The 22764-nt window shown below is 59.7% G+C and carries 18 protein-coding genes; 14 read left to right on the forward strand and 4 right to left on the reverse strand.

Going from position 1 to position 22764, the window contains the following annotated elements:
• Positions 1–209: 209 nt before the first annotated feature.
• The 6 genes from NBH09_RS03185 (at position 210) to NBH09_RS03210 (ending at position 6045) form a co-directional block, all read left to right on the forward strand.
• On the forward strand, positions 210–2345 hold the full coding sequence (locus tag NBH09_RS03185; protein ID WP_250787031.1) for a helix-turn-helix transcriptional regulator: 2136 nt from the start codon (positions 210–212) through the stop codon (positions 2343–2345).
• Positions 2346–2454: 109 nt separating this feature from the next.
• A complete protein-coding gene (locus tag NBH09_RS03190; RefSeq protein ID WP_124785772.1) occupies positions 2455–2967 on the forward strand; it encodes a DUF2712 domain-containing protein in 513 nt (170 codons plus the stop codon).
• 54 nt (positions 2968–3021) lie between these two features.
• Positions 3022–3903 carry a hypothetical protein gene (locus NBH09_RS03195; protein WP_089573265.1) on the forward strand — a complete coding sequence of 294 codons (882 nt, stop codon included), beginning with the start codon at positions 3022–3024 and terminating at the stop codon, positions 3901–3903.
• Positions 3904–3941: 38 nt separating this feature from the next.
• Positions 3942–4739 carry a DUF2705 family protein gene (locus NBH09_RS03200; RefSeq protein ID WP_147347923.1) on the forward strand — a complete coding sequence of 266 codons (798 nt, stop codon included), beginning with the start codon at positions 3942–3944 and terminating at the stop codon, positions 4737–4739.
• Entirely contained in the window at positions 4736–5380 is a 645-nt protein-coding gene (locus tag NBH09_RS03205; RefSeq protein ID WP_089573263.1) for an ATP-binding cassette domain-containing protein, read from the forward strand. The genes NBH09_RS03200 and NBH09_RS03205 overlap by 4 nt, the downstream gene beginning before the upstream one ends.
• 5 nt (positions 5381–5385) lie before the next feature.
• On the forward strand, positions 5386–6045 hold the full coding sequence (locus NBH09_RS03210) for a DUF5028 domain-containing protein (RefSeq protein WP_117584193.1): 660 nt from the start codon (positions 5386–5388) through the stop codon (positions 6043–6045).
• Between the two features lie 105 nt (positions 6046–6150).
• Here NBH09_RS03210 and NBH09_RS03215 read toward each other — a convergent pair whose 3' ends face one another.
• Positions 6151–6867 (reverse strand): hypothetical protein, encoded by a 717-nt coding sequence (locus NBH09_RS03215; RefSeq protein ID WP_250787032.1) that lies wholly within the window; start codon positions 6865–6867, stop codon positions 6151–6153.
• Positions 6868–6982: 115 nt separating this feature from the next.
• Here NBH09_RS03215 and dnaX point away from each other — a divergent pair, with 115 nt between their 5' ends.
• Positions 6983–9451 (forward strand): DNA polymerase III subunit gamma/tau, encoded by a 2469-nt coding sequence (gene dnaX, locus NBH09_RS03220; RefSeq protein WP_250787033.1) that lies wholly within the window; start codon positions 6983–6985, stop codon positions 9449–9451.
• 21 nt (positions 9452–9472) lie between these two features.
• Here dnaX and NBH09_RS03225 read toward each other — a convergent pair whose 3' ends face one another.
• Entirely contained in the window at positions 9473–9946 is a 474-nt protein-coding gene (locus tag NBH09_RS03225; RefSeq protein WP_250787034.1) for a hypothetical protein, read from the reverse strand.
• Positions 9947–10285: 339 nt separating this feature from the next.
• On the opposite strand from NBH09_RS03225, the gene NBH09_RS03230 reads away from it, so the two are divergent.
• The 6 genes from NBH09_RS03230 to nifJ all read left to right on the forward strand — a co-directional run bounded on the left by NBH09_RS03230 (position 10286) and on the right by nifJ (position 19307).
• Complete coding sequence (locus NBH09_RS03230) at positions 10286–10606, forward strand: YbaB/EbfC family nucleoid-associated protein (protein ID WP_006235174.1); 321 nt, start codon at positions 10286–10288, stop codon at positions 10604–10606.
• A 12-nt stretch (positions 10607–10618) separates the two neighbouring features.
• On the forward strand, positions 10619–11215 hold the full coding sequence (gene recR, locus NBH09_RS03235) for a recombination mediator RecR (protein WP_006235173.1): 597 nt from the start codon (positions 10619–10621) through the stop codon (positions 11213–11215).
• Positions 11216–11458: 243 nt separating this feature from the next.
• Positions 11459–12367, forward strand: a complete 909-nt coding sequence (locus tag NBH09_RS03240) for a hypothetical protein (protein WP_250787035.1) — start codon at positions 11459–11461, stop codon at positions 12365–12367.
• Positions 12364–14205, forward strand: coding sequence for a serine/threonine protein kinase (locus NBH09_RS03245; RefSeq protein WP_250787036.1), 1842 nt, complete (start codon positions 12364–12366; stop codon positions 14203–14205). Before NBH09_RS03240 ends, NBH09_RS03245 begins: the two co-directional genes overlap by 4 nt.
• Before the next feature lie 3 nt (positions 14206–14208).
• Positions 14209–15147 carry an FHA domain-containing protein gene (locus tag NBH09_RS03250; RefSeq protein WP_250787037.1) on the forward strand — a complete coding sequence of 313 codons (939 nt, stop codon included), beginning with the start codon at positions 14209–14211 and terminating at the stop codon, positions 15145–15147.
• Positions 15148–15767: 620 nt separating this feature from the next.
• Positions 15768–19307, forward strand: coding sequence for a pyruvate:ferredoxin (flavodoxin) oxidoreductase (gene nifJ / locus NBH09_RS03255; RefSeq protein ID WP_250787038.1), 3540 nt, complete (start codon positions 15768–15770; stop codon positions 19305–19307).
• 435 nt (positions 19308–19742) lie between these two features.
• On the opposite strand, the gene NBH09_RS03260 is transcribed toward nifJ, so the two are convergent.
• Together NBH09_RS03260 and NBH09_RS03265 are read right to left on the reverse strand one after the other, a co-directional pair.
• Positions 19743–21104, reverse strand: a complete 1362-nt coding sequence (locus NBH09_RS03260) for an ATP-binding protein (RefSeq protein WP_089573252.1) — start codon at positions 21102–21104, stop codon at positions 19743–19745.
• Positions 21105–21211: 107 nt separating this feature from the next.
• Positions 21212–21361: a hypothetical protein gene (locus NBH09_RS03265; RefSeq protein WP_156333784.1), complete on the reverse strand. Its 150-nt coding sequence runs from the start codon at positions 21359–21361 to the stop codon at positions 21212–21214.
• A gap of 435 nt (positions 21362–21796) precedes the next feature.
• Between NBH09_RS03265 and arcC the strand changes: the two genes are divergently transcribed.
• The gene (gene arcC / locus NBH09_RS03270; RefSeq protein ID WP_006235166.1) at positions 21797–22759 is read left to right on the forward strand and encodes a carbamate kinase; all 963 of its coding nucleotides are present in this window, start codon (positions 21797–21799) and stop codon (positions 22757–22759) included.
• Positions 22760–22764 lie beyond the last annotated feature (5 nt).

Genomic DNA, 22764 nt, shown 5'->3' on the forward strand with positions numbered 1-22764 from the left:
ATCCCAGAATATTGCCCTGGAACGGGATGCGCTTTCCGAACCGGCGTCCAAAAGGAAACCGCATCCCGCTTTGATGTGGGGACTGCGAACAAAAGCCGGACCGTGATCTGGCGCGGATTGGAGTTCGCCTGAATCATTGATGCTGGCTGGTGTGAGAACAGAGATAAACGAGCGGCTCGAGCGATATAATGACACGCTATGGAGGCCGTATGCTCTTTTCCCGCCGTTCTGCTACATTTGCCTGCGCCATTGCGCTTGTCGTAATGGCGGTCACCCCTTATCACCGGTTTTCATCTTCAATCGGCCTAGCGTCAGGTGCAATGACCTGGCTCGTTATCCTGGGCGCATGCCTCGCGGCGTTTGTTCATGGTGCTGCGCTATGCAAGGGGGGAATGAGAAGGCCGAGGCATCTCGGTGCCATCGGTGTTTTCCTTGGTGTTATTGCAACGGTTCCCGAATGGGCCGACCTGGCTTTCTATGCTCGCGGAGACTCTATTCCAATCGTGTTTGCACCGATTTGGTTGTTACATGGCGTTTCGTGTGTCTCGTGCTTTGTTGGGTCGCTGCTTCTCTCATATGTTATTTGGGGCACGGCGGACTCTCCTTTGACGCAGAGGTCGACACGGACTGACGAAAGGGAAACTCGTCACCCGCAGGACGCGATTTTTACAGAAACAATAGCCGTCATGTCTTGCCTGCTGTTTTGCTGTCGAGTTTCATGGAGAGTCGTTCCCGAGCCATGGGGGATGCCCCCTGTAACGGCCGCGTCAATTGGCCTTGCGCTTTTTATTCCGTTGGTCTATCTCGCATTGACTGTGGCCCCGCCGTTTTGCCGCCCTCGTGCCTTTGGCCATGGGCGGCGCGACGTGTTTGCCTGTTCTGTGCTCGTAGCAGTTCCTATTGGTCTTATTCCGGCTGTTGAGGCGGCATACTTCGCAAGCGATGCCGTGGTCATTGCATTGCTGGCGATGGGGTCCGTTATCGCTGCTGCCTTCGTATGCATGTTGCTAAGGGGGAAACGGGACAACAATTCGGATATCGCCTGTGCGTCCGACACATTCGATGCGGGGGTGTTTTCCCCTGCCCTGTCGCCTAGAGAAGAGCAGTTTGTTCGACTGCTGCTCAAAGGGAAAACGCCGGCGGAAATTGCCAAGGAGACGGATACGAAGCCATCGACGGTGAGAACAACGCTTCACCGAGCATACGGGAAGGCGTCGGTTGCGGGCTCACGCGAGCTCGTGGCGCTGTTTGCGGGTGAGGGCGATACTGTAGGGCATGAGCTACCGCAGCGGCATGCTGACGATATAGTGGCATCAGCTCGAACGCGCCGGCTGTTTCGATACCTGCTCACATTATTCTTTATCCTCCTTGCGGCGGGGCCCTTGGTAATGGCGGATAGCGATTGGGGGTCCGGTGTTTCGCGGGCTGTCGCCTTTTCCCTCTTAAGCTACGCATTGGGTCTCGGACTGCTTCTGTCGCTACGCTACGCGGGTGGAAAAGCGAATCGTGGCGCTGCGCTGGATAGAGCGGGTGAAGCGATTTGGCTCGGAAGCCCGTACGTATGGGCGGTGCTATCTGCTGTGGAATGGTCTTTTATCTATATCGCGGCATTGATGTGCATACGCGTTCCGTTGATGGCTGTGCCGGTCCTGTTTTGCGGCGTGGCGTCTACGGCTTCGCTCGCTGTTGGGCTGCGTCCGTTTAAGGTGCATGCCCATGCTCGGGCTATCGTGCCGTTGGTGTCAATGGGCATGGTTGCCTTAATCTATGCGGTCGCTAGGGGGCGAATCCATGGACTTGCGGTGCTGACGGGGGTGCTGCTCACATATATAGTGATGCGAAGCTGTCCGCAGCGCAAAATGCTTGGGATATGGATGCTTTGCTTCGGGGCGACGGCTCCTGTTTGGGCTGTCTTGCTCAATATGGTGCAGGATCTGACGGTTTTCGAGCCGTTGTTCCTCGCGTCGTTGTTGGGGCAAAGTTCGGCTGTCAATGTCGTCGTGGCAACGGTGATTGTTTGCTGGTCTGTGCCCATGTTCGTTACGCACATCGCGCTCGCCCGCTCGGTTGAGGACGAGAAGGCCGTCTTGGAGTACCGGGCGAACGGGTCCACCGAAACGGCCCGCGTGCGCCAGCTGGCCCTGCTTACGTCGCGCTCCCTTTCTGATGTTCAGTCGCAAATTTTGCTGATGACGGCAGAGGGGGCAACGACAAAGGCCATTGCGGAGGATGTCGGTTACGCTGCATCTACGGTGCAAGCGCTGCGGTCTGCATCTTACCGCCAGTTGAAGATCAAGAATAAGGCGGAGCTAATTTTATTGTTATCGCAGGTAAATAACGTGTAAACGCCTGAGCAATCAACTCAATAGCGGGTGTTTACAGACATCTTTCTCTATTCATGCGAAGGTTGCCGTGCGTCGACGCATTGTTAACCGCTTTTGATTGGAGAAGGCCATGATTAAGCCAAGGAGCGCTATTGCTCGAATCGGAGTCGGCTTGGTGATTGCAGCTGGTCTGTCCCTAGGGGTTCCCGCTGCATCGTTTGCACAAGAGGAGTTTGACACCTCTCAGGTTTCCAGCATTACTCAAAACGCCGATACGGGAATTACGACCTGTACGAACAATGCCGATAAGGCATTTAGTTTTCAATGTGCCGGGACGAGTGCAACTGGCTACCGTCAAAAGGATGATTCCTCATCGCTCTATCTGGATATCCAGGGCCATACGGGAAATCCGCTTCGGTTATATACAGACGGTGCGTATAACACAAGCGGTAGCGGCAGCATGAATTGTACTCAGGGAACGTATCGTTCGAATCACAAGGGACAGTGGGAAATGTATAACCTCGTCCGTGAGAACGGGCGATCTGCGGCGCGACTGACTGCATGGGCGGAGTCTGGCTACGGCACTGTTATTGGCGTATGGAGCCCCGACTGCGTCGGGCATTTCCACAAGCTTCCCGCATAGTTGTTTGAAATGGCTCCCTTCCGGCTTTCTGGGTCGGAAGGGGGAGGAGGACGTATGAACCAAAAGCTCGCAAGATACGAACTGTCGAAAACGATTAGACGTCCAGCTTTTATCCTTGCTCTCTTGATTGCGGTCGCAGTTGCAATAGCTGCCGCGCTGGAGCCGTGGGCAAATTTGGAAAAAGAGCGCCACAACCTTCTTTCTTTTGGTTACGGCGTTGGCGTGCAAGCCGAAAATTATCTCGGTCAAACACGTGAAAGCAGCTTCGGTAACTGGATTGTTGTGAGCGCGAACGCGCCACTGTCTGCGTCGGTGTTTTTCTATGCACTGCCCCTGCTTGCAATGTTGGCTGGATCTTGGTCGTGTCTCTTTGAGCGTTTGAGTGGTTATGACATGCAGATATGCACGCGCGTTTCCAGAAAGGCGTACGTGAACGTAAAGATGCTGTCTGCTTTCCTCTCCGCGTTTACAGTGACTGCCATTCCTCTGCTCGTCAATTTCCTGATCGTCTCGATGCTTTTTCCTGCGTATCTTCCTCGGGTCGATGAGTCGACTTACGTAGGACTTTACCTGCATAGCTACTTCTCCGGTCTATTTTATTCGCATCCTTTGTCATATGTGCTCGCATACACGCTGTTCGATGCTGTCACGCTCGGGACTTTATCCATGGCTGTAACTGGCTTCTCAATTTTGTTTCGTAGCAGAATCAAAGCGATAATTGTCCCGTATCTGCTAATGGTTGCGTGGCATTTTGCAAATGGCTGGATCTTCGGCGTAATGGCTTGTGTGGGGTTTAACTGCAATATCCTCAACAGCATCAGGTCGGAATCGCTGAATAACTGGCCAGACATTCGAGCCGGTTTTGCGGAAATCATATTATTGACCCTTGCTTCGTTGGCTTTTTCTGGGGCGTGGAAAAGACGCGAGGTGGTCTGATGCTGTTTAGGCTGGTCGCCGCGGACCTGAGGACCGTTTTGAAGAAGAACATCCTTACTTTTATTGCAATTGCGGCAGTGACCGTTGCGAACTTGGTGTACGCCTACGGATTGTCTTCTGTGTATGGGGTTAGAACGGATACCTTGGGGTTTGCGGATAATCTTGCGCTCGTGTTTGCCGGATCTGCTCCGTTTGAGCCTAGGCCCGGGGTCATGTTTGTGCCTCCGCTAGGATGGCTATTTCTCATTCTGCTTATTCTCTATACAACACTCGACTATCCGACCGAATCGTTGCACGGGTTTGGTTTGCAAGCGCTTGTTCGATGCCGGGCAAGAACCCTTTGGTGGGTCTCGCGTTTTATCTTGGTGGCGGCAGTAACGGCATTTTCACTGCTCGTGGTGGTTTGCTCTGTTGTGATTTGGAGCTTGGTGGTGAGCTCCTCGTTCAGCGCGGTCATTCATGGTGAGTCGCTTCAACTGGCTAATTTGGCGCCGTGGTTTCTCAAAGCTGCCGAGGCAGATGCGCTGCCGTTTTTCATAGGTCTCTTATTTGCTTTTGAGGCGCTTGCGTTTGCGCAGGCAGCGGTTGGGTTTGTGCTTGGGTCGTCAGTCTCGTTTGTGGTTTTAATGAGCTACCTGATCTGCTCGGCATATGCACGACATTGGGCGCTATTGGGTAACGCCTTGATGCTGTTGCGCTGGGGTGGAATTGTCAAAGAGGGAATCGCGGCGGGCTCGAGTGTCTTGTCATCAATTGGGCTTATGTCGTTATGCCTATCGTTGGGTGGACTGTGGTTTCGAAGGGCCGACCTTATAGAAAAGGGGGACAAGATATGAGTGTGATCGTAAGGGGCGTATCGAAGCGCATGGGTAAAAACGATGTCCTGCGCAACGTGTCCATCGAGGTTGACCCTGGGACTGTGGTCGGGCTTCAGGGGATAAACGGTTCGGGTAAGACCATGCTCATGCGAGCGGTTTGCGGGTTGATCAAGCCTACCGAAGGCGAAATCTCTATCGATGGCCAAAGGCTTGGGGCGGACATCTCGTTCCCGCCGAGTCTGGGGATGTTGATCGAGGCGCCTTCCTTTTTGGGATATCTGTCTGGCTACGACAATCTGAAGCTCATCGCTCAGATCAAGGGCGTTGCCACCCCCGAGGACATTCGCTCTGCCCTGCGGCTCGTGGGGCTCGATGCAGACGAAAAAAAGAAGTTCCGAGCATACTCGCTTGGGATGAAGCAGCGTCTGGGGATAGCTGCGGCAATTATGGAGAAGCCGAAGCTGCTTGTTCTCGATGAGCCAACGAATGCCCTCGACGAAGCGGGCGTTGAAATGCTCAAGCGCGTTGTGGCGATGGCGGCATCAACGGGTCGCGAGGTCCTTCTGTCCAGCCATGACGGAGAGGTGCTCGAGGAACTGGCCGATCGGGTTTACTGCATGCGCGACGGTGCCGTTGTGAAAGTTCGGGAAAGGTCGTGAGCGCGATGAAGAAGACCCTGTGGACGAGAAGATCGGCGCTCGCGCTTTTTTGCTGTGCTGCTGCCGGCCTTGCGGGCATGAGGGTGAGCGTCGTTAACGGGAACCGGACGGTCATTCCTGAGAAATATTACGCGGAGGGCGAATGGCTCTCGATGGATGGAGCGTTTCTGGGGTCGAAGGATGTGGTGACTGATGGGTATTCGTTTTGCATAGACGGGGCAGAGTTGCTCACGCCGCGCGAGTATCTCAAACGAGCACATGACGATTATTCAAAATATGGCACCGTGGATACGAAAACGAGACTGAAGGATGCCGACATCACGTGCGTTATCGCCGTAAAGATGCGTGTCAGAAATAGGGATAATATCGACGGTGGAATCAAAGCGTATGTTTGGCATCTGGTCCCGGAGTCTGCGCCAAACTATGATTTTGTAGTCAATACCGATCTGATAACGCAAGCCATGCCGGTCCTTGGCGGCTCTGCTGCGTTTGCCGTGGAGGTTGGGGCAGAAAACGAGTTGCTCGTCCCATTTATGATGCAGAACACCAACGACTATTTCGAAGGTTACGAGACCGTCCGTTTTGAGAAAGCATTTCCCGGGACTTACACGATGAAGATGACCGATCTGCCGGAGCGGAGGCTCTTAAGGTTTGAAGTGAAATAGCTCGAGAGCAAGGCAAAACGGGTCCATTGGCGGTACGCGCGCCCGATTCCAGGCGCCCCGGCCCGGAATCGGGCGCGGGACGAGGCGCCTTCGGTGTCGGCCGGCCTACCGCTTCTTCTTGCTCTTCTTCTGCTTGCGCTGCTTGCCCTTGGTCTCCTGGGGCTTGTCGCCCTGTTTTGCTTCGGCAGCGGCCTTTTCTGCCTTCATCTTCTTGCGTTTGGTCTCGATGCGGAGCTTTTTGTTGATGCGCGCCTTAAGGAAGGGACCGAACTGCTCGGCATCGCCGCGGACAAAGGTGTCCTTAGGGATCGTCACGCCCTGGTCGGCGAACATGGCCACAAAGATGCGCTCGCCGTCGAGCACGTGGTCGAGCTTTTCAAACGGGAAGAACTGCGACTTGCCGCTCGTGCCCCAGACCATCAGACCGTCCTCGTTGGCGGCGACGCGGCGGTAGCGGCCACCCATGGACTCGTCGGCCTCAACGGCATCGATAAAGTCGCGGGCGAGGGTGTGGTGCAGGTTTTTGCTCCACCAGGCCAAAAAGGCGCCGAATACGATCAGGACGACGCCAAACTTGATCCAGTTACCGCCGGCCAACAGCATGCCAATACCGAGCAGCGCGGCAATTGCCGCGGCGACATACAGCGAGCCGCGACGCCTGGGCGAGGCGACCAGGCGGGCGAAGTCGGTGACCAGATCGTTTTCGTACTGATACTCGTTGAGGTACAGGATGCCGTCATCGGCTGCTGCCTGCGCCTCGAGCGCGACCTCGACCTGGTCGGCTGCTTCGGAGGGAACGAGGTTGCTCTCTGCGTCTGCCATGCTCTTTGGACTCCTATCGCGGCGGGCTCGCCGTACGGGTTATTATGGATGCAGTATGCCGTGCGACCGCATGGCCGCCGCGGCAACAGGACTCAGTATACCCGGGGGAGCACCCATGGAATCGTTGTACCGAAAGTATCGCCCGCTCACCTTTGACTCCGTGGTGGGCCAGCAGCATATCGTCTCGACGCTCGAGCACGCCATCACCGAGGGGCGCCTGTCCCACGCCTACCTGTTCTGCGGACCGCGCGGCACGGGCAAGACCACCATGGCGCGCATTCTGGCCAAGGCGCTGCTGTGCCGCAATGCCGAGGCGGCGCGCGCCGAGGGAGCAAGCGGCTGCATGCCCGACGGCACCTGCGAGGAGTGCGAACTCATCGCCGAGGGCAACCATCCGGACGTCTACGAGCTCGATGCCGCAAGCCGCACGGGCGTGGACAACGTGCGCGAGGAGATCATCAACTCCGTCAACTTTGCCCCGGTGCGCGGCAAGTACAAGATTTATATCATCGACGAGGTCCACATGCTCACGACGGCGGCGTTCAACGCGCTGCTCAAGACGCTTGAGGAGCCGCCGGCACACGTGATCTTTGTGCTGTGCACCACCGACCCGCAAAAGATTCTGGAGACCATCCTCTCGCGCTGCCAGCGTTTCGATTTCCATCGCATCGGCAACGAGGATATTGAGCATCGCCTGGCATACGTGTGCGAGCAGGAGGGCTTCGATTACGACGACGAGGCGCTGGCTATCGTGGCGCGTCATGCCAAGGGCGGCATGCGCGACGCGTTGTCCACGCTGGAGCAGCTGAGCGTCTTTGGCAACGGTTCTGTGCATGCGGACGACGCCCGCTCGCTTTTAGGCGAGGTTTCGGACCAGATTCTGGGCGAGTTTTCCCGTGCCATTGCCGATCGCGATGTTGCCGAGCTCTATGGACTGATTCGTGCGCAGGTCGAGGAAGGAAACGACCTGCTGGAACTGACGCGCGACCTGGTGGCGCATGTGCGTGACGTGTACGTTGCCTGCGTTGCCGGTGCCCGTGCCGAGCTGTTTGAGGGCGGCTCCGAGCAGGCCGAGGCGCTTGCTGCCGAGGCCGCTGCCTTTGGCGAGCATCCTGCCGACCGCCTGGCCCGTGTGCTGACAGTGCTCGACGATGCCGCACTGGAGATGAGGGGCGCGAGCGATGTGCGCCTGGTGCTCGAGATCGCCTGCACGCGCCTGGCACGTCCCGAGGCTGATATAACGATTGAGGCATTGGCCGAGCGCGTGGCACGCCTGGAGGCCATGGTTGCCAATGCCGCGGTGCCGGCGAGCGTGGCTGCTGCTCAGGCCGCCGCGCCTGCAGCATCCGTACCCGCTGCTGCCCAGCAGCCGACGCTAATTTCGGGCGTCCGTGCTGCTGCTCCGGCGGCATCCGCTGCCCCTGCTGCTACGTCCGCGCGCCAGGGCGGTATGCCTTGGGACCGTGGTGCTGCCGCTCCGGCTGCCCAGCCTGCGCCCAAGTCCGCGGCTCCTGCGCCGGCGCCCAAACCTGTAACGCCTGCACCTCAACCCGTTGCGGCTCCGGCCCCCGCGCCTGCCACCGTTCCGGCACCTAAGCCCCAGTCCAACAACGCCGCCCAGGTTGCTGCCGCTGGTGCCGCCGAGACCTCCGCGGTCGAGGATGCCGGAGAGCTGCAGCGCAAATGGGCTGAGGTTGTCGAGCGTGTCAAGGCGCGTCAGGCTTCCTACGCAGGGCTTTTGCTCAATGCCCGCGCCACAGCAGACGACGGCTCCAAGCTCACGGTCTCGTTCCCCGCGGGCTCGACCTTTGCCATCAAGATGCTCGGACGCGCCGACACGCAGTCGGTGGTCCTGCCGACAGTCAGTGCGGTCTTCGGTCGTCGCACCGTCGACTACGTCCTGGATGGAGGTGGCACGCTGGCTCCTCAACATGAGGAGCATTCTCCATCTGCACGGGCTGCGGCATCTGCGGACCCGCAACCCGTGTCCTCGGCGGCCCCTGCATCCTCGAACGTCAGCGCGACGCAGCCAAAAGCGGCACCGGTAGCGGCACCGACCCCGTCGGCGCCTGAACCCGCTGCGCCCAAACAGGCTGCTCCGGTCCCCGCGCCCAAGCCCGCCGCCGCGCCTGCGCCCAAGTCATCCGACCTGGGCAAAGCCCCCTGGCTGCGCTCCGACAACCCCGCTGGCGCTCCTGCCACGGGCAAGCTCCCGACCGAGCCCGCACCCCGAGCGCCCGAGCGCGCGTCCGCTCCCAAGGCTCAGCCGTCTGCGCAGTCTGCACCGTGGGAATCCGAGCAGGTGCCCTACGATGACGCCATGGTCGGCGGCTTCGCCGGCGATACGAGCGGGGACGATCTGCCCCCGTTCGACGTGCCGGGTGCGGCGCCCGCGCCCAAGTCCGCTGCAACTGCCCCCAAAGAGGAGGACGCCCCCGCTACCCCTTGGGAGTCCAACCCCGGCGCCGGCAGTCCCTTCGGCCACCAGGGCGCAGCCCCGAGCATTCCGCAGACCGAGGACGAGGCCAAAGCTCTCATCCGCAACGTCTTTGGCCAGGCCACCATCTTCAAACCGGTGGAGTAACCGTGCGGGCGGGTACGCTGCTCAAGAAGAGATCTCTTTGTCCGGGCGCATCTGTATTTCGGACATGTGTAGTGTGGTGCCGCGTATATCGCATTCGAGCAGACAGGCACGTGACGGTCGGCCTAGGATGCTGAGGTCGATGCGATATGTCGCATGGCTGTCCGTGTACTCGACTTGCTCGGCGTTGACGGTTGCTCCGATTGTAAATAAAGAACCCAGTTCGGCATCGACAATCTTGGAGCCCTTTATCTTGACCTTGAACTCTTGGTAGAGGGACGGGCTGTTGTAGTAAATGGTTCGGGTTCCGTCGGTGCACTCATCGGTCGCTTCCCATTTGACGACGGGCTGGTCCGAGCTGGCTATCAGCAGTTCTGCTCCAAAGGCTATGGCATGGGTGATGACAACCAGCAATGCCCAGCCGACAAAGAGATAGAGAACCACATATGCAACGGGGTGTTTTGAGCGGATGTTTTGGAGCATGTCGGGGGCATTCATGGGCACCTCCAAATTGCTATCTATGACAATCAAATTTTACCATGCCGTCATGAGCGCCACCTCGAGCGGCGGTTTAGCATTTTGCTATCTAGCTGGATGCAGCAAATGCCGGGTTCCGGCTCTACAAGATTTAGCTTTCGATATTATGTAGATGCGAATTATTCAACTTTGCATAATCTTTGGGCGCGGCTTGCACTCCAGGACGTGTATATCGACTGAGGTAGCACGACCGCCCCGCTCGCTTGCCCCGCGCCGTGGTACGATTTTTGAGTTTGAAAGTCCCGCCGCGCCTCGGCTGCCCTTGCAGCTTGTCGCGCGGCCGCACGTAAAGGAGCCATCATGGCCGGTATGAACATGCAGCAGATGATGAAGCAGGCCCGCAAGATGCAGGAGCAGCTTGCCGCCGCGCAGGAAAACCTCAAGTCCCAGACCGTCGATGCCTCTGCCGGCGGCGGCATGGTCAAGGTGACCGTTAACGGCGAGATGGAGCTCGTCAACCTCACCATCGACCCCGATGCGCTCGATCCCGAGGACGTCGATATGCTGCAGGACATGATCATGGCTGCCGTCAACGAGGCCGTCCGCGGCGTCAACGAGCTCGCCAACAAGCAGATGGGCGCCATCACCGGCGGTCTCAACATCCCGGGCATGCCGTTCTAAGACACGCATATAATGAGTGCGAATCACAGTCTGCAAAAACTGCTCGATGAGCTGGGTCGTCTGCCGGGCATTGGTCCCAAGTCGGCCCAGCGCATCGCCTACTACCTGCTCGAGGCCGATGCCGAGGAGGCCCGCCGCCTGGCCGAGGCCATCCTGGAGGTCAAGCAGGAGGTCCACTTTTGCAGCCGTTGCTTTAACTACGCCACGGCCGACGAGTGCTCCATCTGCCAGGACCCGATGCGCGATACCACCCGCATCTGCGTGGTGGGCGAGCCGCGCGATGTCCAGGCGATTGAGCGCACGGGCAGCTACCACGGCCTCTACCATGTGTTGGGCGGCGTGATCAGCCCCATGGACAAGATCGGTCCCGAGCAGCTGCATATCCGCGAGTTGCTGGCGCGCCTGGGCCATGAGGATATCCACGAGGTCATTATCGCCACCAACCCCAATATCGAGGGCGAGACCACGGCGAGCTACCTTGCTCGCACCATCAAGCCACTGGGCGTCGAGGTGTCGCGTCTGGCGAGCGGCCTGCCCGTGGGTGGCGACCTGGAGTATGCCGACGAGCTCACGCTCGGCCGCGCTATCGAGGCCCGCCGCGCGATCTAGGCGGCGTCAGCTCCGCGGCATGTCCCGTCGGCCTGCCGCACGGGGCGCTCATAATTGGGCACGTGTTCATGCATTTGTTGTGCAACAAACCTGCTTTTCATCCGCTTATTGCGTGGATGGGTCCACTTGCACCTCGTATTTGCCCATTCGTTGCGCAACCTTTTTGGTTCGCTGATACACTCAAATGTGGATATGAAAGAATGCGCCGCTTTTAAGCGGCGTGTTTTTGTTGGAGGAGAACGCATGCGGCCCGGGGGCACTCAGACAAAGCATGGCGCCGCGGTGCGCATGCGGCGCCGGCTGGGCCTGGCGCCTCGGGCGTATGTGCTGCTGTCTTGCTCGCTCGTACTGGTCATAGCCGGTGTTTCGGCTTATGGCATGACGGTGCCGTCCATGGTACAGGCGCATGCTGCGCGCGAGCTGCATATTGGGCGCAAGACCAAAAGCGACTTGGGAACGACAACTGGATTTGCGTGGGCGAGCGTGGTCGGGCGCACCGTGTTTGACGTCGATCCCGCGGACAAGGGCGAGCGGGCGTCCAACGAGATCACGCTGGCAAACGGCAAGACCATCGTGCTCACCAACACCAAGGTCATTACGAAGCTTTCCAATAACAGCGTGGCTTCTGTCGTTAACAAGGCGGAGCGGCAGAAGGAGCAGGATACGCAGCAGGCGGGTAAGCCCGGCGGCTCGGACGGGTCCAGTTCTGGCACCGGTTCGGCGGGCTCGGACGGCGGTTCCGGTTCGGGTTCCGCCGCTGGCGGTGGATCTTCGAGTGGCGGCTCGACGGACGGCGGTGCCGGCGGCGACACGGGCTCGGGTGGTCTCTCGGCTGCCGAGGAGGAGAGAATCCACAATTGGCTCGTGACCAAATACAACATGCTCGATGACTATGTCGCCCGCGCCAATAGCGCGGTCTCGACCTATAACGCAACAGGCGATACCGGGCCGTGCGATAGCCTGGCCAACGATATGTTTGTCATCCGTGCCGAGTTTGGCCGGCAAACGTTTTCTCCCCACTCAAAGTGGTATCGGCAGTACGCCAACCTATGGGGCTGCTACACCAACCTGTGCCAATGGGTGGGGCATTACGGCGATGATGACATTGCGCTTAACAACTTCAACAATAGCCTGGCGGCGATCGCCCTATGACGAACGATCTCGCTTCTGCGGCAGCCCAGTCGCTCAACCGTGATCCCATGGTGGGCCTGCGCCTGGCGCGCGTCGACGGGTTTGAGCCGGCCGTCGCCCTGGGCACGGACGAGCTTCCCGCCTACCTTCGCCGTTTTACGATGCTGTTTGCCGATGACGCCACCATGCGCCGTGGTGGTATCGGCCGTGTGACGCGTGCCGTCAACGCGCAGGGCGAGGCCGTGGCGCTCAAGCAGCTCATCTTGCCAACGCGCGACGAATTTGATGACGATGTCGCCCACGAGGCGCTGGTCACCAAGTTCAAGGCGGCGTTTCGCGAGGAATATGAATGCCATCGCGCCCTTTCGGGCCTTAAAGGCTTTCCCCGCCTGTATGGATGGGGCGAGGTCGACGGCGTGCCCGCGATTGTCATGGAGTGGGTCGAGGGCGAGACGCTCGCTCGCCTGCGCCCGCGCTTTGCCGTGGACGATGCCGGGCGTCTGTCGCCGCTCGTGGCGGCGCGCCTGGGTCGCGACCTGTTCGATCTGCTCTGCCGCATGAGCTTGGTGGGGGAGGGGTTCGTCCATCGCGACATCTCGCCGGCCAATATTATGGTGCGCACGGCGCGCCTGCCGCTCGACCGACAGCTTGCCGAAGGCACGTTCGATTTGTGCCTCATCGATTTTGGCTCGTCGCTGGCGCTCGAGCCTGCCTCTGCGGTGGCGGGAACCGGCGGCAGGGAGTCCTTTACAGAGCGCTACGCCACGTTGCGTCGCGCGACGGTTGCCTACGCTCCGCCCGAGATGCTCACCGACGATATTGCCGACCTGCGCGTTTTGCGCATGTCGCCGGCAATCGACGTGTATGCCGCGGCGAGCACGGTCTATGAGCTCATCGCCGGTGTCGCGCCGTACGAAGTAGCGCCGGGCACGTCGGGTACTTCGGGCTCGCGCAAAAAGACGCGCGATATCGCCAGCCCTTATCGTCTCAAGATGGATACGCTGCCCGATTATCCCGTCGGCGCCCACGCGCCCGGCTGCGACTTGACGCAACTGCTGCGACGCGAGCCCGATGTGGCACTTGCCGCGGCCGAACAGGCTCAGCAGCTGGGGCTCGATCCAAATTCCGAGGATCTGCGCGATGCGCTGGCGTTTGTCGACGCTCAGCTGTTCGATGTGGTGATGGCCTGCCTGTCCTGCCATCAGGAAGATCGTCCCGAGCCGGCTGCGGTGGAGGCGGCGCTCTCGGCATTTTGCGACCACTATGCGCAAAATGTCGCCCGCTCGCTTCGCGCCGAGCCGCTCATGCCCTGTCCCATGGACGCGTCCGGTCGCGCGGTCCGTCGCGCTGCGATGATTGGCGCTGCGGCTGTCTGCGGCCTCGTATGGGCCGTTATGGTGGTGTCGGCGGCGCTGCTGGCGTCGGGTGCTCGTATGACGGTTGCCGTGGGGCACATTTCGTGGTCCGGCACACTGCCGGGCATCGTCGCCGTGCTGGCGTTGGCGCTGCCGAGCGTGGCGGGCATTGCCGTCGGAGCCTTGGCGCGCAATCGCCGCGCGGGGTTCCTGCAGGGCGTGTTGGCCCTTTCCGCCTGTGAGGTTCCGGCTCTGGCCGCACTCGCATGCGCCGTGTTTTCCCAGCATGCCGTGGCGGGTGGCCTGGTGGCCGCCATAATTGCAACCTATGCGCTCACGTGGTTTTTGCTGGCGATGGGGTTTGCCTTTGAGCTTCCCGTCGTGTCAGCACGACGTGCGAAAATTCCCATGGCGACGCCGCTTGCCGGCGGAGCCGCGGCTGTTCGCGCCTTTGGCGGGCCGGCCGAAGTATCCGACACTATCTCTGCGACCAAGGAGGTCTAGGCCATGGCATCTCAAATCAAGCTCACCCCGTGCGGAGCCATGTTCGACATCTTTAAACGCGCAGCGCACCTGAGCCATATCGAGCTATGTGGCATGGTGCTTTCGAGCCGTCCGCTGGCCGATGGCCGCAGCCCCCAGAGCCGCGCCGCCGATCGCTCCTGGGTCTCGCGCTTTATCGTGCGCGCTCCGGTCGGCACGCTGCAGGAGCGCTATTTTGCCGATTACGGCACCTCGGCCGCGCGCATCATGTCGCATCTTGCCCTGCGCCGCCGCAATCCCATGAATGCCACGGCGGTGATCAACATGGTGTGCGGGCCCGCCGGCGAGCCCATGGTGCGGGCGCTCGAGGAATGCCATCAGGACACGAATCTCTACCGCAATGCGGTCGAGCGTTTGTCGCAGGCGGCGGAGCTTATGCCCGCCGAGCGTGCTGAGGCCGCGCTGGTGCTGTTTGTCGCCGTCGGCTGCTCGGCGGATGTTCGATCCTCGGTGACCTATGCCATCGACTACGCTCATGCGACCTGCGGCGGCGCCACGTCGACGCCGCGCTCGCTGAGCACCTCGACGGTCACGGGCAATCACGAGGCGGCGCCTGCGCATCCGCTGGGACTGCTGCGCGTGCAAAACGGTTACGTGGTAAGTGCCCCGCGCTGGATTCAGCCGAGCGAGCAGGGCGTGGAGATCGGTGCGCTGGCGACGGGGGAGGGCGATATCACCGATGTGGGCGATGACGTTTCGGCTCGCCATGCCCACGTGTGGTGCGATGACCAAAATGTCTGGTACGTCGAGGACCTGTCGTCCACCAACGGAACCGTGGTGGTAAACGGCGCGACGAACGTCTGCACCCAGGTCGAGCCCGGCCGCTCCGCTCAGCTCAACCCCGGTGACGAACTCAAACTCGGCGAATCCACCACCTACGCCATCCTCCTCGGCGCCCTCTAACTCATCTCCTAAATAAGTTGCGGTGAAATAGGGACTGTTTAAGGCCGCGACCGGCAAAAACAGTCCTCATTTCACCGCAACTGCCGTGTGGTCGGCGATAGAGAAACGAGAGTGGATTTCCGGACGCACGAGAGAGGATTTTCGGACGCACAACCCATGAGAGTGGATAATCTCCCACTTTTGGTCAAGATACAGGCAAAAAGTGGGAGATTATCCACTCTCGATGCAGGCTGCGACTTTTCCGTCCGAGGGGCCATCTCGCCCCTTGGCAGTCACCTAAGGTAAACCTTTACCGCCCGCCTATATTTGCCGAAATTACACTTGACGGCGGGGTACAATAAACCCGCATGCGGATTTCCGTTGCGGGCGCTTCCCATCGCCGGGGCGTGCCCGGGAGCATCCGGCATGCGGCCTTTGCGGCGCTCGGTCATGTGCAAGACGGGTAGCTGGGCCTGTGGAGCGCGTGCAGCCCTCCTCGTCCCGGCATGCCTTCTCTCCACGCCATGTACCTGCTGCTGAGTCCGCCTGTCAGATGATCGGAAGCAACAGCGAAAATCCCATCACGCCAACATCCCGGCGATCGCCGGGGCCTGTATACCTATATGAGAGGAGAGGGGTATATGGCGCGTAAGTTTAAGTCTATGGACGGCAACGAGGCGGCCGCATATGTTTCGTATGCGTACACCGAGGTAGCGGGAATCTATCCCATTACGCCGTCCAGCCCGATGGCCGACCATGTCGACCAGTGGGCGGCCCAGGGTCGCAAGAACATTTTCGGCACCCCGGTCAAGGTCGTCGAGATGGAGTCCGAGGCGGGTGCAGCCGGTACCGTTCACGGTTCGCTGGGCGCCGGTGCTCTGACCACTACCTACACGGCTTCTCAGGGTCTGCTCCTGATGATCCCGAACATGTACAAGATCGCGGGCGAGCAGCTCCCGGGCGTCTTCCACGTCTCCGCGCGTTGCGTCGCTTCCCACGCCCTAAACATCTTTGGCGATCACTCCGATGTCATGGCCTGCCGTCAGACCGGCTTCGCCATGCTCGCCGAGGGCAACGTCCAGGAGGTCATGGACCTCTCGCCGGTGGCTCACCTTGCCGCCATCGAGGGCAAGACTCCGTTCCTTAACTTCTTCGACGGCTTCCGCACCAGCCACGAGATCCAGAAGGTCGCCATGTGGGACTACAAGGATCTTGCCGAGATGTGCGACATGGACGCCGTCCAGGCTTTCCGCGACCACGCGCTCAACCCTGAGCACCCGCACACCCGCGGTAGCCACGAGAACGGTGACATCTTCTTCCAGAACCGCGAGGCCTGCAACAAGGTCTACGACGAGCTCCCTGCCGTCGTCGAGGGCTACATGAAGAAGATCAACGAGAAGCTCGGCACCGATTACGGCCTGTTCAACTACTACGGCGCTCCCGATGCCGATCGCGTCGTCGTGTGCATGGGCTCCTTCTGCGACGTGCTCGAGGAAGTCATCGACTACCTCAACGCTCACGGCGAGAAGGTCGGCCTGGTCAAGGTTCGCCTGTTCCGTCCGTTCTCCATCAAGCACTTTGTCGACGTTCTCCCCGAGACCGTCAAAAAGATCGCCGTCATGGACCGCACCAAGGAGCCGGGTTCCATCGGCGAGCCGCTCTACCAGGACGTCGTCTCCGCTCTCTACGAGGCCGGCAAGACGGGCATCAAGGTCGTCGGCGGCCGTTACGGCCTGGGCAGCAAGGACACGCCTCCCGCGTCCGCGTTTGCTGTCTTCGAGGAGCTTAAGAAGGACGAGCCCAAGCGCGAGTTCACCATCGGCATTGTCGATGACGTGACCAACCTGAGCCTGCCCGAGGCCGAGGATGCGCCCAACACCGCAGCCCCCGGCACCATCGAGTGCAAGTTCTGGGGTCTGGGTGGCGACGGTACCGTCGGCGCCAACAAGAACTCGATCAAGATCATCGGCGACCACACCGACAAGTACGTTCAGGCCTACTTCCAGTACGACTCCAAGAAGACCGGCGGCGTCACCGTCTCGCACCTGCGCTTTGGTGATTCTCCGATCCGCTCGCCGTACTACGTGACCAAGGCCGACTTTGTCGCCTGCCACAACCCCAGCTACATCGTCAAGGGCTTCAAGATGGTCCGCGACGTCAAGCCGGGCGGCACCTTCCTGGTCAACTGCCAGTGGAGCGACGAGGAGTTCGCCGAGCACATGCCCGCCGTGGCCAAGCGCTACATCGCGAACAACAACGTCAACGTCTACCTGATCGACGCTATCGACCTGGCTGCCAAGGTCGGCATGGGCAAGCGCACCAACACGGTGCTCCAGTCCGCCTTCTTCGCACTGGCCAAGGTCCTGCCCGCCGAGGACGCCCTGCAGTACATGAAGGACGCGGCCACCAAGTCCTACATGAAGAAGGGCCAGGCCATCGTCGACGCCAACCACAAGGCTATCGATGCCGGCGCTACCGCCTTCCGCAAGTTCGAGGTTCCGGCCGACTGGGCAACTGCCGAGGATGCCGCCCCCGTCGAGCTCTCCGAGGAGACCAAGTCCGCCATCGCCCAGCAGGTCAAGAACCTGCTCGAGCCCATCGATCGCATGGATGGCGACAGCCTGCCCGTTTCCGCCTTTGTCGATTGCGCTGACGGCCAGTTTGAGCTGGGCGCCTCCGCATACGAGAAGCGCGGCGTCGCCGTGGTCGTTCCTCACTGGGACGAGACCAAGTGCATCCAGTGCAACCAGTGCGCCTACGTGTGCCCGCATGCCACCATCCGTCCGTTCGCGATGACCGAGGACGAGGCTGCCGCCGCGCCCGAGGCTACCCGCACGCTCGACGCTATGGGCCCCAAGGCCAAGGGTATGAAGTTCACCATGGCCGTGTCCCCGCTCGACTGCATGGGCTGCACCAACTGCGTCAAGGTCTGCCCCAAGGGCGCCCTCGAGATGGTTCCCACCGAGCAGGAGATGGACCAGCAGCCCGTTTGGGACTACATGGTCGAGAACGTCTCCGAGAAGAAGGAGCTCATCGCGGCCAACGTCAAGGGCAGCCAGTTTAAGCAGCCCTACCTGGAGTTCTCCGGCTCCTGCGCCGGCTGCGCCGAGACCGCCTATGCGCGTCTGGTGACCCAGGTCGCCGGCGACCGTATGTTCATCTCCAACGCCACCGGCTGCTCCTCCATTTGGGGCAACCCCGCTGCCACCGCTCCTTACTGCAAGGACAAGGACGGTCACGGCCCGGCGTGGAACAACTCCCTGTTCGAGGACAATGCCGAGCACGGTCTGGGCATGGCCGTCGGTTACGAGGCCGTTCAGAAGAAGCTGATCGCTGCTACGCAGGAGATCATCGCCGCTGACGGTCCGTCCGACGAGCTCAAGGCCGCCGGTCAGGCTTGGATCGACTCCGTCAACGATGTCGAGGCTTCTAAGACCGCTGCCGCTGCCTACGTTGCCGAGCTCGAGAAGTGCGGCTGCGACGCCTCCAAGGCGATCCTCGCCGACAAGGCTTACCTCACCAAGAAGTCCTTCTGGATCTTCGGCGGCGACGGTTGGGCCTACGACATCGGCTTCGGTGGCCTGGACCACGTCCTGGCTTCCGGCCACAATGTCAACGTCTTCGTCTTCGACACCGAGGTCTACTCCAACACCGGTGGTCAGGCCTCCAAGGCCTCGAACCTGGGCCAGGTCGCTCAGTTCGCCGCTGCCGGTAAGGTGACCAAGAAGAAGTCCCTGGCCGAGATTGCCATGAGCTACGGCTACGTCTACGTGGCGCAGGTCGCCATGGGCGCCAACCCGGCTCAGACCCTCAAGGCCATCCACGAGGCCGAGGCCTACGACGGTCCGTCCCTCATCATCGGCTACAGCCCCTGCGAGATGCACTCCATCAAGAAGGGCGGCATGCAGAACTGCCAGGCCGAGATGAAGAAGGCTGTCGAGTGCGGTTACTGGAACCTCTTCCGCTTCAACCCCGAGGCTGCTGCCGGCAAGAAGTTCTCGCTCGATTCCAAGGAGCCCGCGGGCGGTTATCAGGAGTTCCTGATGAACGAGGCCCGTTACGCTTCGCTGACGCGTTCCTTCCCCGAGCGCGCCGAGGAGCTCTTCAAGGAGAACGAGCAGGCCGCCATGGACCGCTACGCTCACCTGCTGAAGCTCAAGACGGTGTACAACGAGGTCTAGGTCTCCCACCGCAGGATCTGAGGGCTGACCTTCGCGGACGTCCTCGGACATGAAAGAACCCCCGCTGCGCACTACGTGCGGCGGGGGTTCTTTCGTCCTGCGGAGTGTCCGCGAAGGTTAGCCCTCAGATCCTGCTACGACTACGTCCTCGGATTGTGGGGCTGAATGAAGGACGTGGCTGTGGGGGTGCCTTGTCCCGGTCGCTGTTTCGCGGCGTGGCCGCGAAACCACGCGCCACTTTGGGCATGGAGGGCTAGCTGATTGTGGCCTTCTGCTGCCCCAGTGCTGTTTCGCGCTTTGCGCGAAACATCGCAGCACTTTGGGCATAGTGGGGGAGTTGGTTGTCGCTGCCTTCTATCCCCTTGCTGTTTCGCGCCTTTGGCGCGAAAGGCGCAGTACTTTGGGCGTGGGGGCTGGCTTGCGGACTCAGATGACCTAGAGAGATATGGGTGCAAACGAGAAATCGTTGTTGGGGTCGTCCTTTTCCATAAACTCATCGAGACAGAATGTCATATAGATTGGAACGTAAAGGATCTTGCCCTCTTTGCAAAGGTTTTCGTGGCTCAGCACAACGGCCTCGGGAATTTTGTACTCGCCCACACTCATCAAACGGTCGAGGGCTGCATGTGCTCGAACTTTCTTGCCCGATTTGACTTCGATTGGGACAACATGCCCGCGGGCACCTTCGATTACAAAGTCGACTTCACCGACCTCACGCGTTTGGTAGTACCACGTATCTGCTCCGAGGGCAACGAGTTCCTGTGCGACCACGTTCTCATAGAGGCCGCCGAGGTTGGGGGTTTTCATGTCAAGGTAGACGGCGCGTGCCGTGCTGCCGGGATACCGCGATGCGAGCATACCTGTATCGGACTCGTATAGTTTAAAGGCCGTCGTTTTCTCCGTCCTCTTGAGAGGACTTCGTGCCTCCGTCACCTGGGGGACCATCAATCCAACGCCTGCGTTCACCAGCCATAGGAAATCCTGCTCGTATTTTTGAAGACGAGCTCCCTCGCCTAGAGACGAGACGATAAAGCGATGGGACTCCGCCTCAAGCTGAACGGGAATTTGCTCGAAAATGGAGCGAACGTTAAACGCTCGAGTCGATGCATATTTAGAGATATCGCTTTTGTACTGATCGACTAGCTGAATTTGAAGCTCACGCGTTCTCACGAGCGAATAGCCCGAATCGATATAGTTCTGAACGACCTCCGGCATGCCGCCGCAAACGATATAAGCTCTAAAGTTTTTGAGCATCGCCTCATGAATAAAATTTTCGACGGGACGCCTCTCGACAAGGCAGCTGCGGATGTCTGCAAGCACATTCTCGCTGATGCTGTTTGCCCAACAAAACTCTTCAAAATCCATTGGCCGCATAACAATGTGCTCGACATACCCCACCGGGAAAGAAGAGATCCCCTTAAACTCAGTCCCAAGCATAGACCCCGAGAAGACATAGCTAAAGCGTCCGTCCTCGACCAGCGCCTTCATAAGTGTAACGATCTGCGGATACTCCTGAATCTCATCGACGAAGATAAGCGTGTCTCCTTCAACAAGCGGTGCATCCGCAAGAAGGGCCACACGGTTGATGAAGTCAATGGAGTTCTTAGCGCCAACAAGTACGTCTCTTGCCTCGGCATCAAGTAGCAGATTGACCTCATAATACGAAGCGTAGTTGCTCTTTCCAAACGCGCGAATCGCATAGCTCTTGCCAATCTGACGCGCACCGGTAACAAGCAGGGCCTTATGGGAGTTATTCTTCCAGCTCAAAAGCCTATCAGTGACCTTGCGGCGTAGCATTAAAACACCTCATTGACAAAAATTGGCAAATAGATTTGCCCCTAATCATACAAAAATTGACAAATAGATTTGACCCAAATCATACAAAAATTGGCAAATAGCAAAGCTCACTTAGGCCTCAAAGCCAGCGAACCAGCACGGTACTTTGCGAAAAGGCTGGCGGCGCCGTTGTTGAGGGTGGCCAGGTTGACAGTGGCGCCGTTAGCGTTCTCGGCTGCTTGGGCGCGCAGGAGCGAAAGGGCGTCGGCAGCGTTCATGCAGAAGCCGACGGTAAAGTTCCATACTGCGAACTCGCAGTCGCTTGCCGCGGGGTGAAGCGCGATCGGCTATCCCTTATGTTGGATGAAAAGCCCCATGTTTTTGCAGGGGTGCATACTCGTCAAATTAATGTATAGAATCGCGTATAGTGCGAGTAAGATATTGCGCTGTCCGTTTTGTGTTTAGCAAAGATATAGTTTGCATAATCTGGTCTAATCCCTGCTCTATTTAAATAAAGTTGCACGTAAATGGCGTAGATATGCCTGAACTGGGCTTCTTTACGCTGAGCGGGTAAAATCGACCGTTCGCCGCTTAGGTATTTTCAAAATGAATAAAATGAGCGATAAAGAGAATATAAACCTTAATAAACTCGCGTATCGCACGGACGCGGGTTATTAATGGGTTGTAGGCCTTTTACAGAAAGGATTCCAGCAATGTCTAAGCCTCTTGGCAAGCCCGATCGTATTGTCGTCGCCCTCGGCGGCAACGCCCTCGGCAACAACCCCGTCGAGCAGATCGAGGCCGTGAGCAACACCGCCCACGCTCTCCTTGGTCTTATCGAGCAGGGCAACGAGATCATCATCACCCACGGCAACGGCCCGCAGGTCGGCATGATCCAGAACGCCTTCGCCGCTGCCCACGATGCCATCGGCACCCCCGAGATGCCGCTGCCCGAGTGCGGCGCCATGTCCCAGGGCTACATCGGCTACCACCTGCAGCAGGGCATCGGCCGCGAGATGCACAAGCGCTATAAGCGCTGGCACGCCGCCACCGTCGTCACCCAGATCGAGTGCGACCCGGACGACCCCGCGTTCAAGAACCCGACCAAGCCGATCGGCCCCTTCTACACCGAGGAGCAGGCCAAGGAGTTCATGGCCGAGGATCCCTCCAAGGTCTTCGTCGAGGATTCCGGCCGCGGCTGGCGACGCGTCGTCGCCTCCCCCGACCCCAAGAAGATCGTCGAGGCCGACTCCATCCTCAACCTGCTCGACAACGAGTTCATCGTCATCGCCTGCGGTGGCGGCGGCATCCCCGTCGTCCGCGACTACGAGAACAAGGGCTGCTACAAGGGCGTTCCCGCCGTCATCGACAAGGACCTGGGCGGCGAGCTGCTGGCCGAGGACTGCGACGCCGACGTCCTGTTCCTGCTGACCGCCGTCGAGCACGTCGCCATCAACTTCGGCAAGCCCAACCAGGAGGAGCTCGAGGACCTCACCGCCGACGAGGCCGAGCGCCTGGCCGACGAGGGCCAGTTCGGCAAGGGTTCCATGGAGCCCAAGGTCCGCGCCGCCATCAAGTTCGCCCGTTCCCGCAAGGGCCGCACCTGCATCATCGGCGCCCTGGACAAGGCCGCCGAGACCATGGCCGGCCTCTCCGGCACCCGCATCCACGAGTAGTCCCT

It is taken from the genome of Collinsella sp. BG-O-102 (assembly GCF_023656745.1).
In the GTDB taxonomy this organism is placed as follows: Bacteria; Actinomycetota; Coriobacteriia; order Coriobacteriales; family Coriobacteriaceae; genus Collinsella.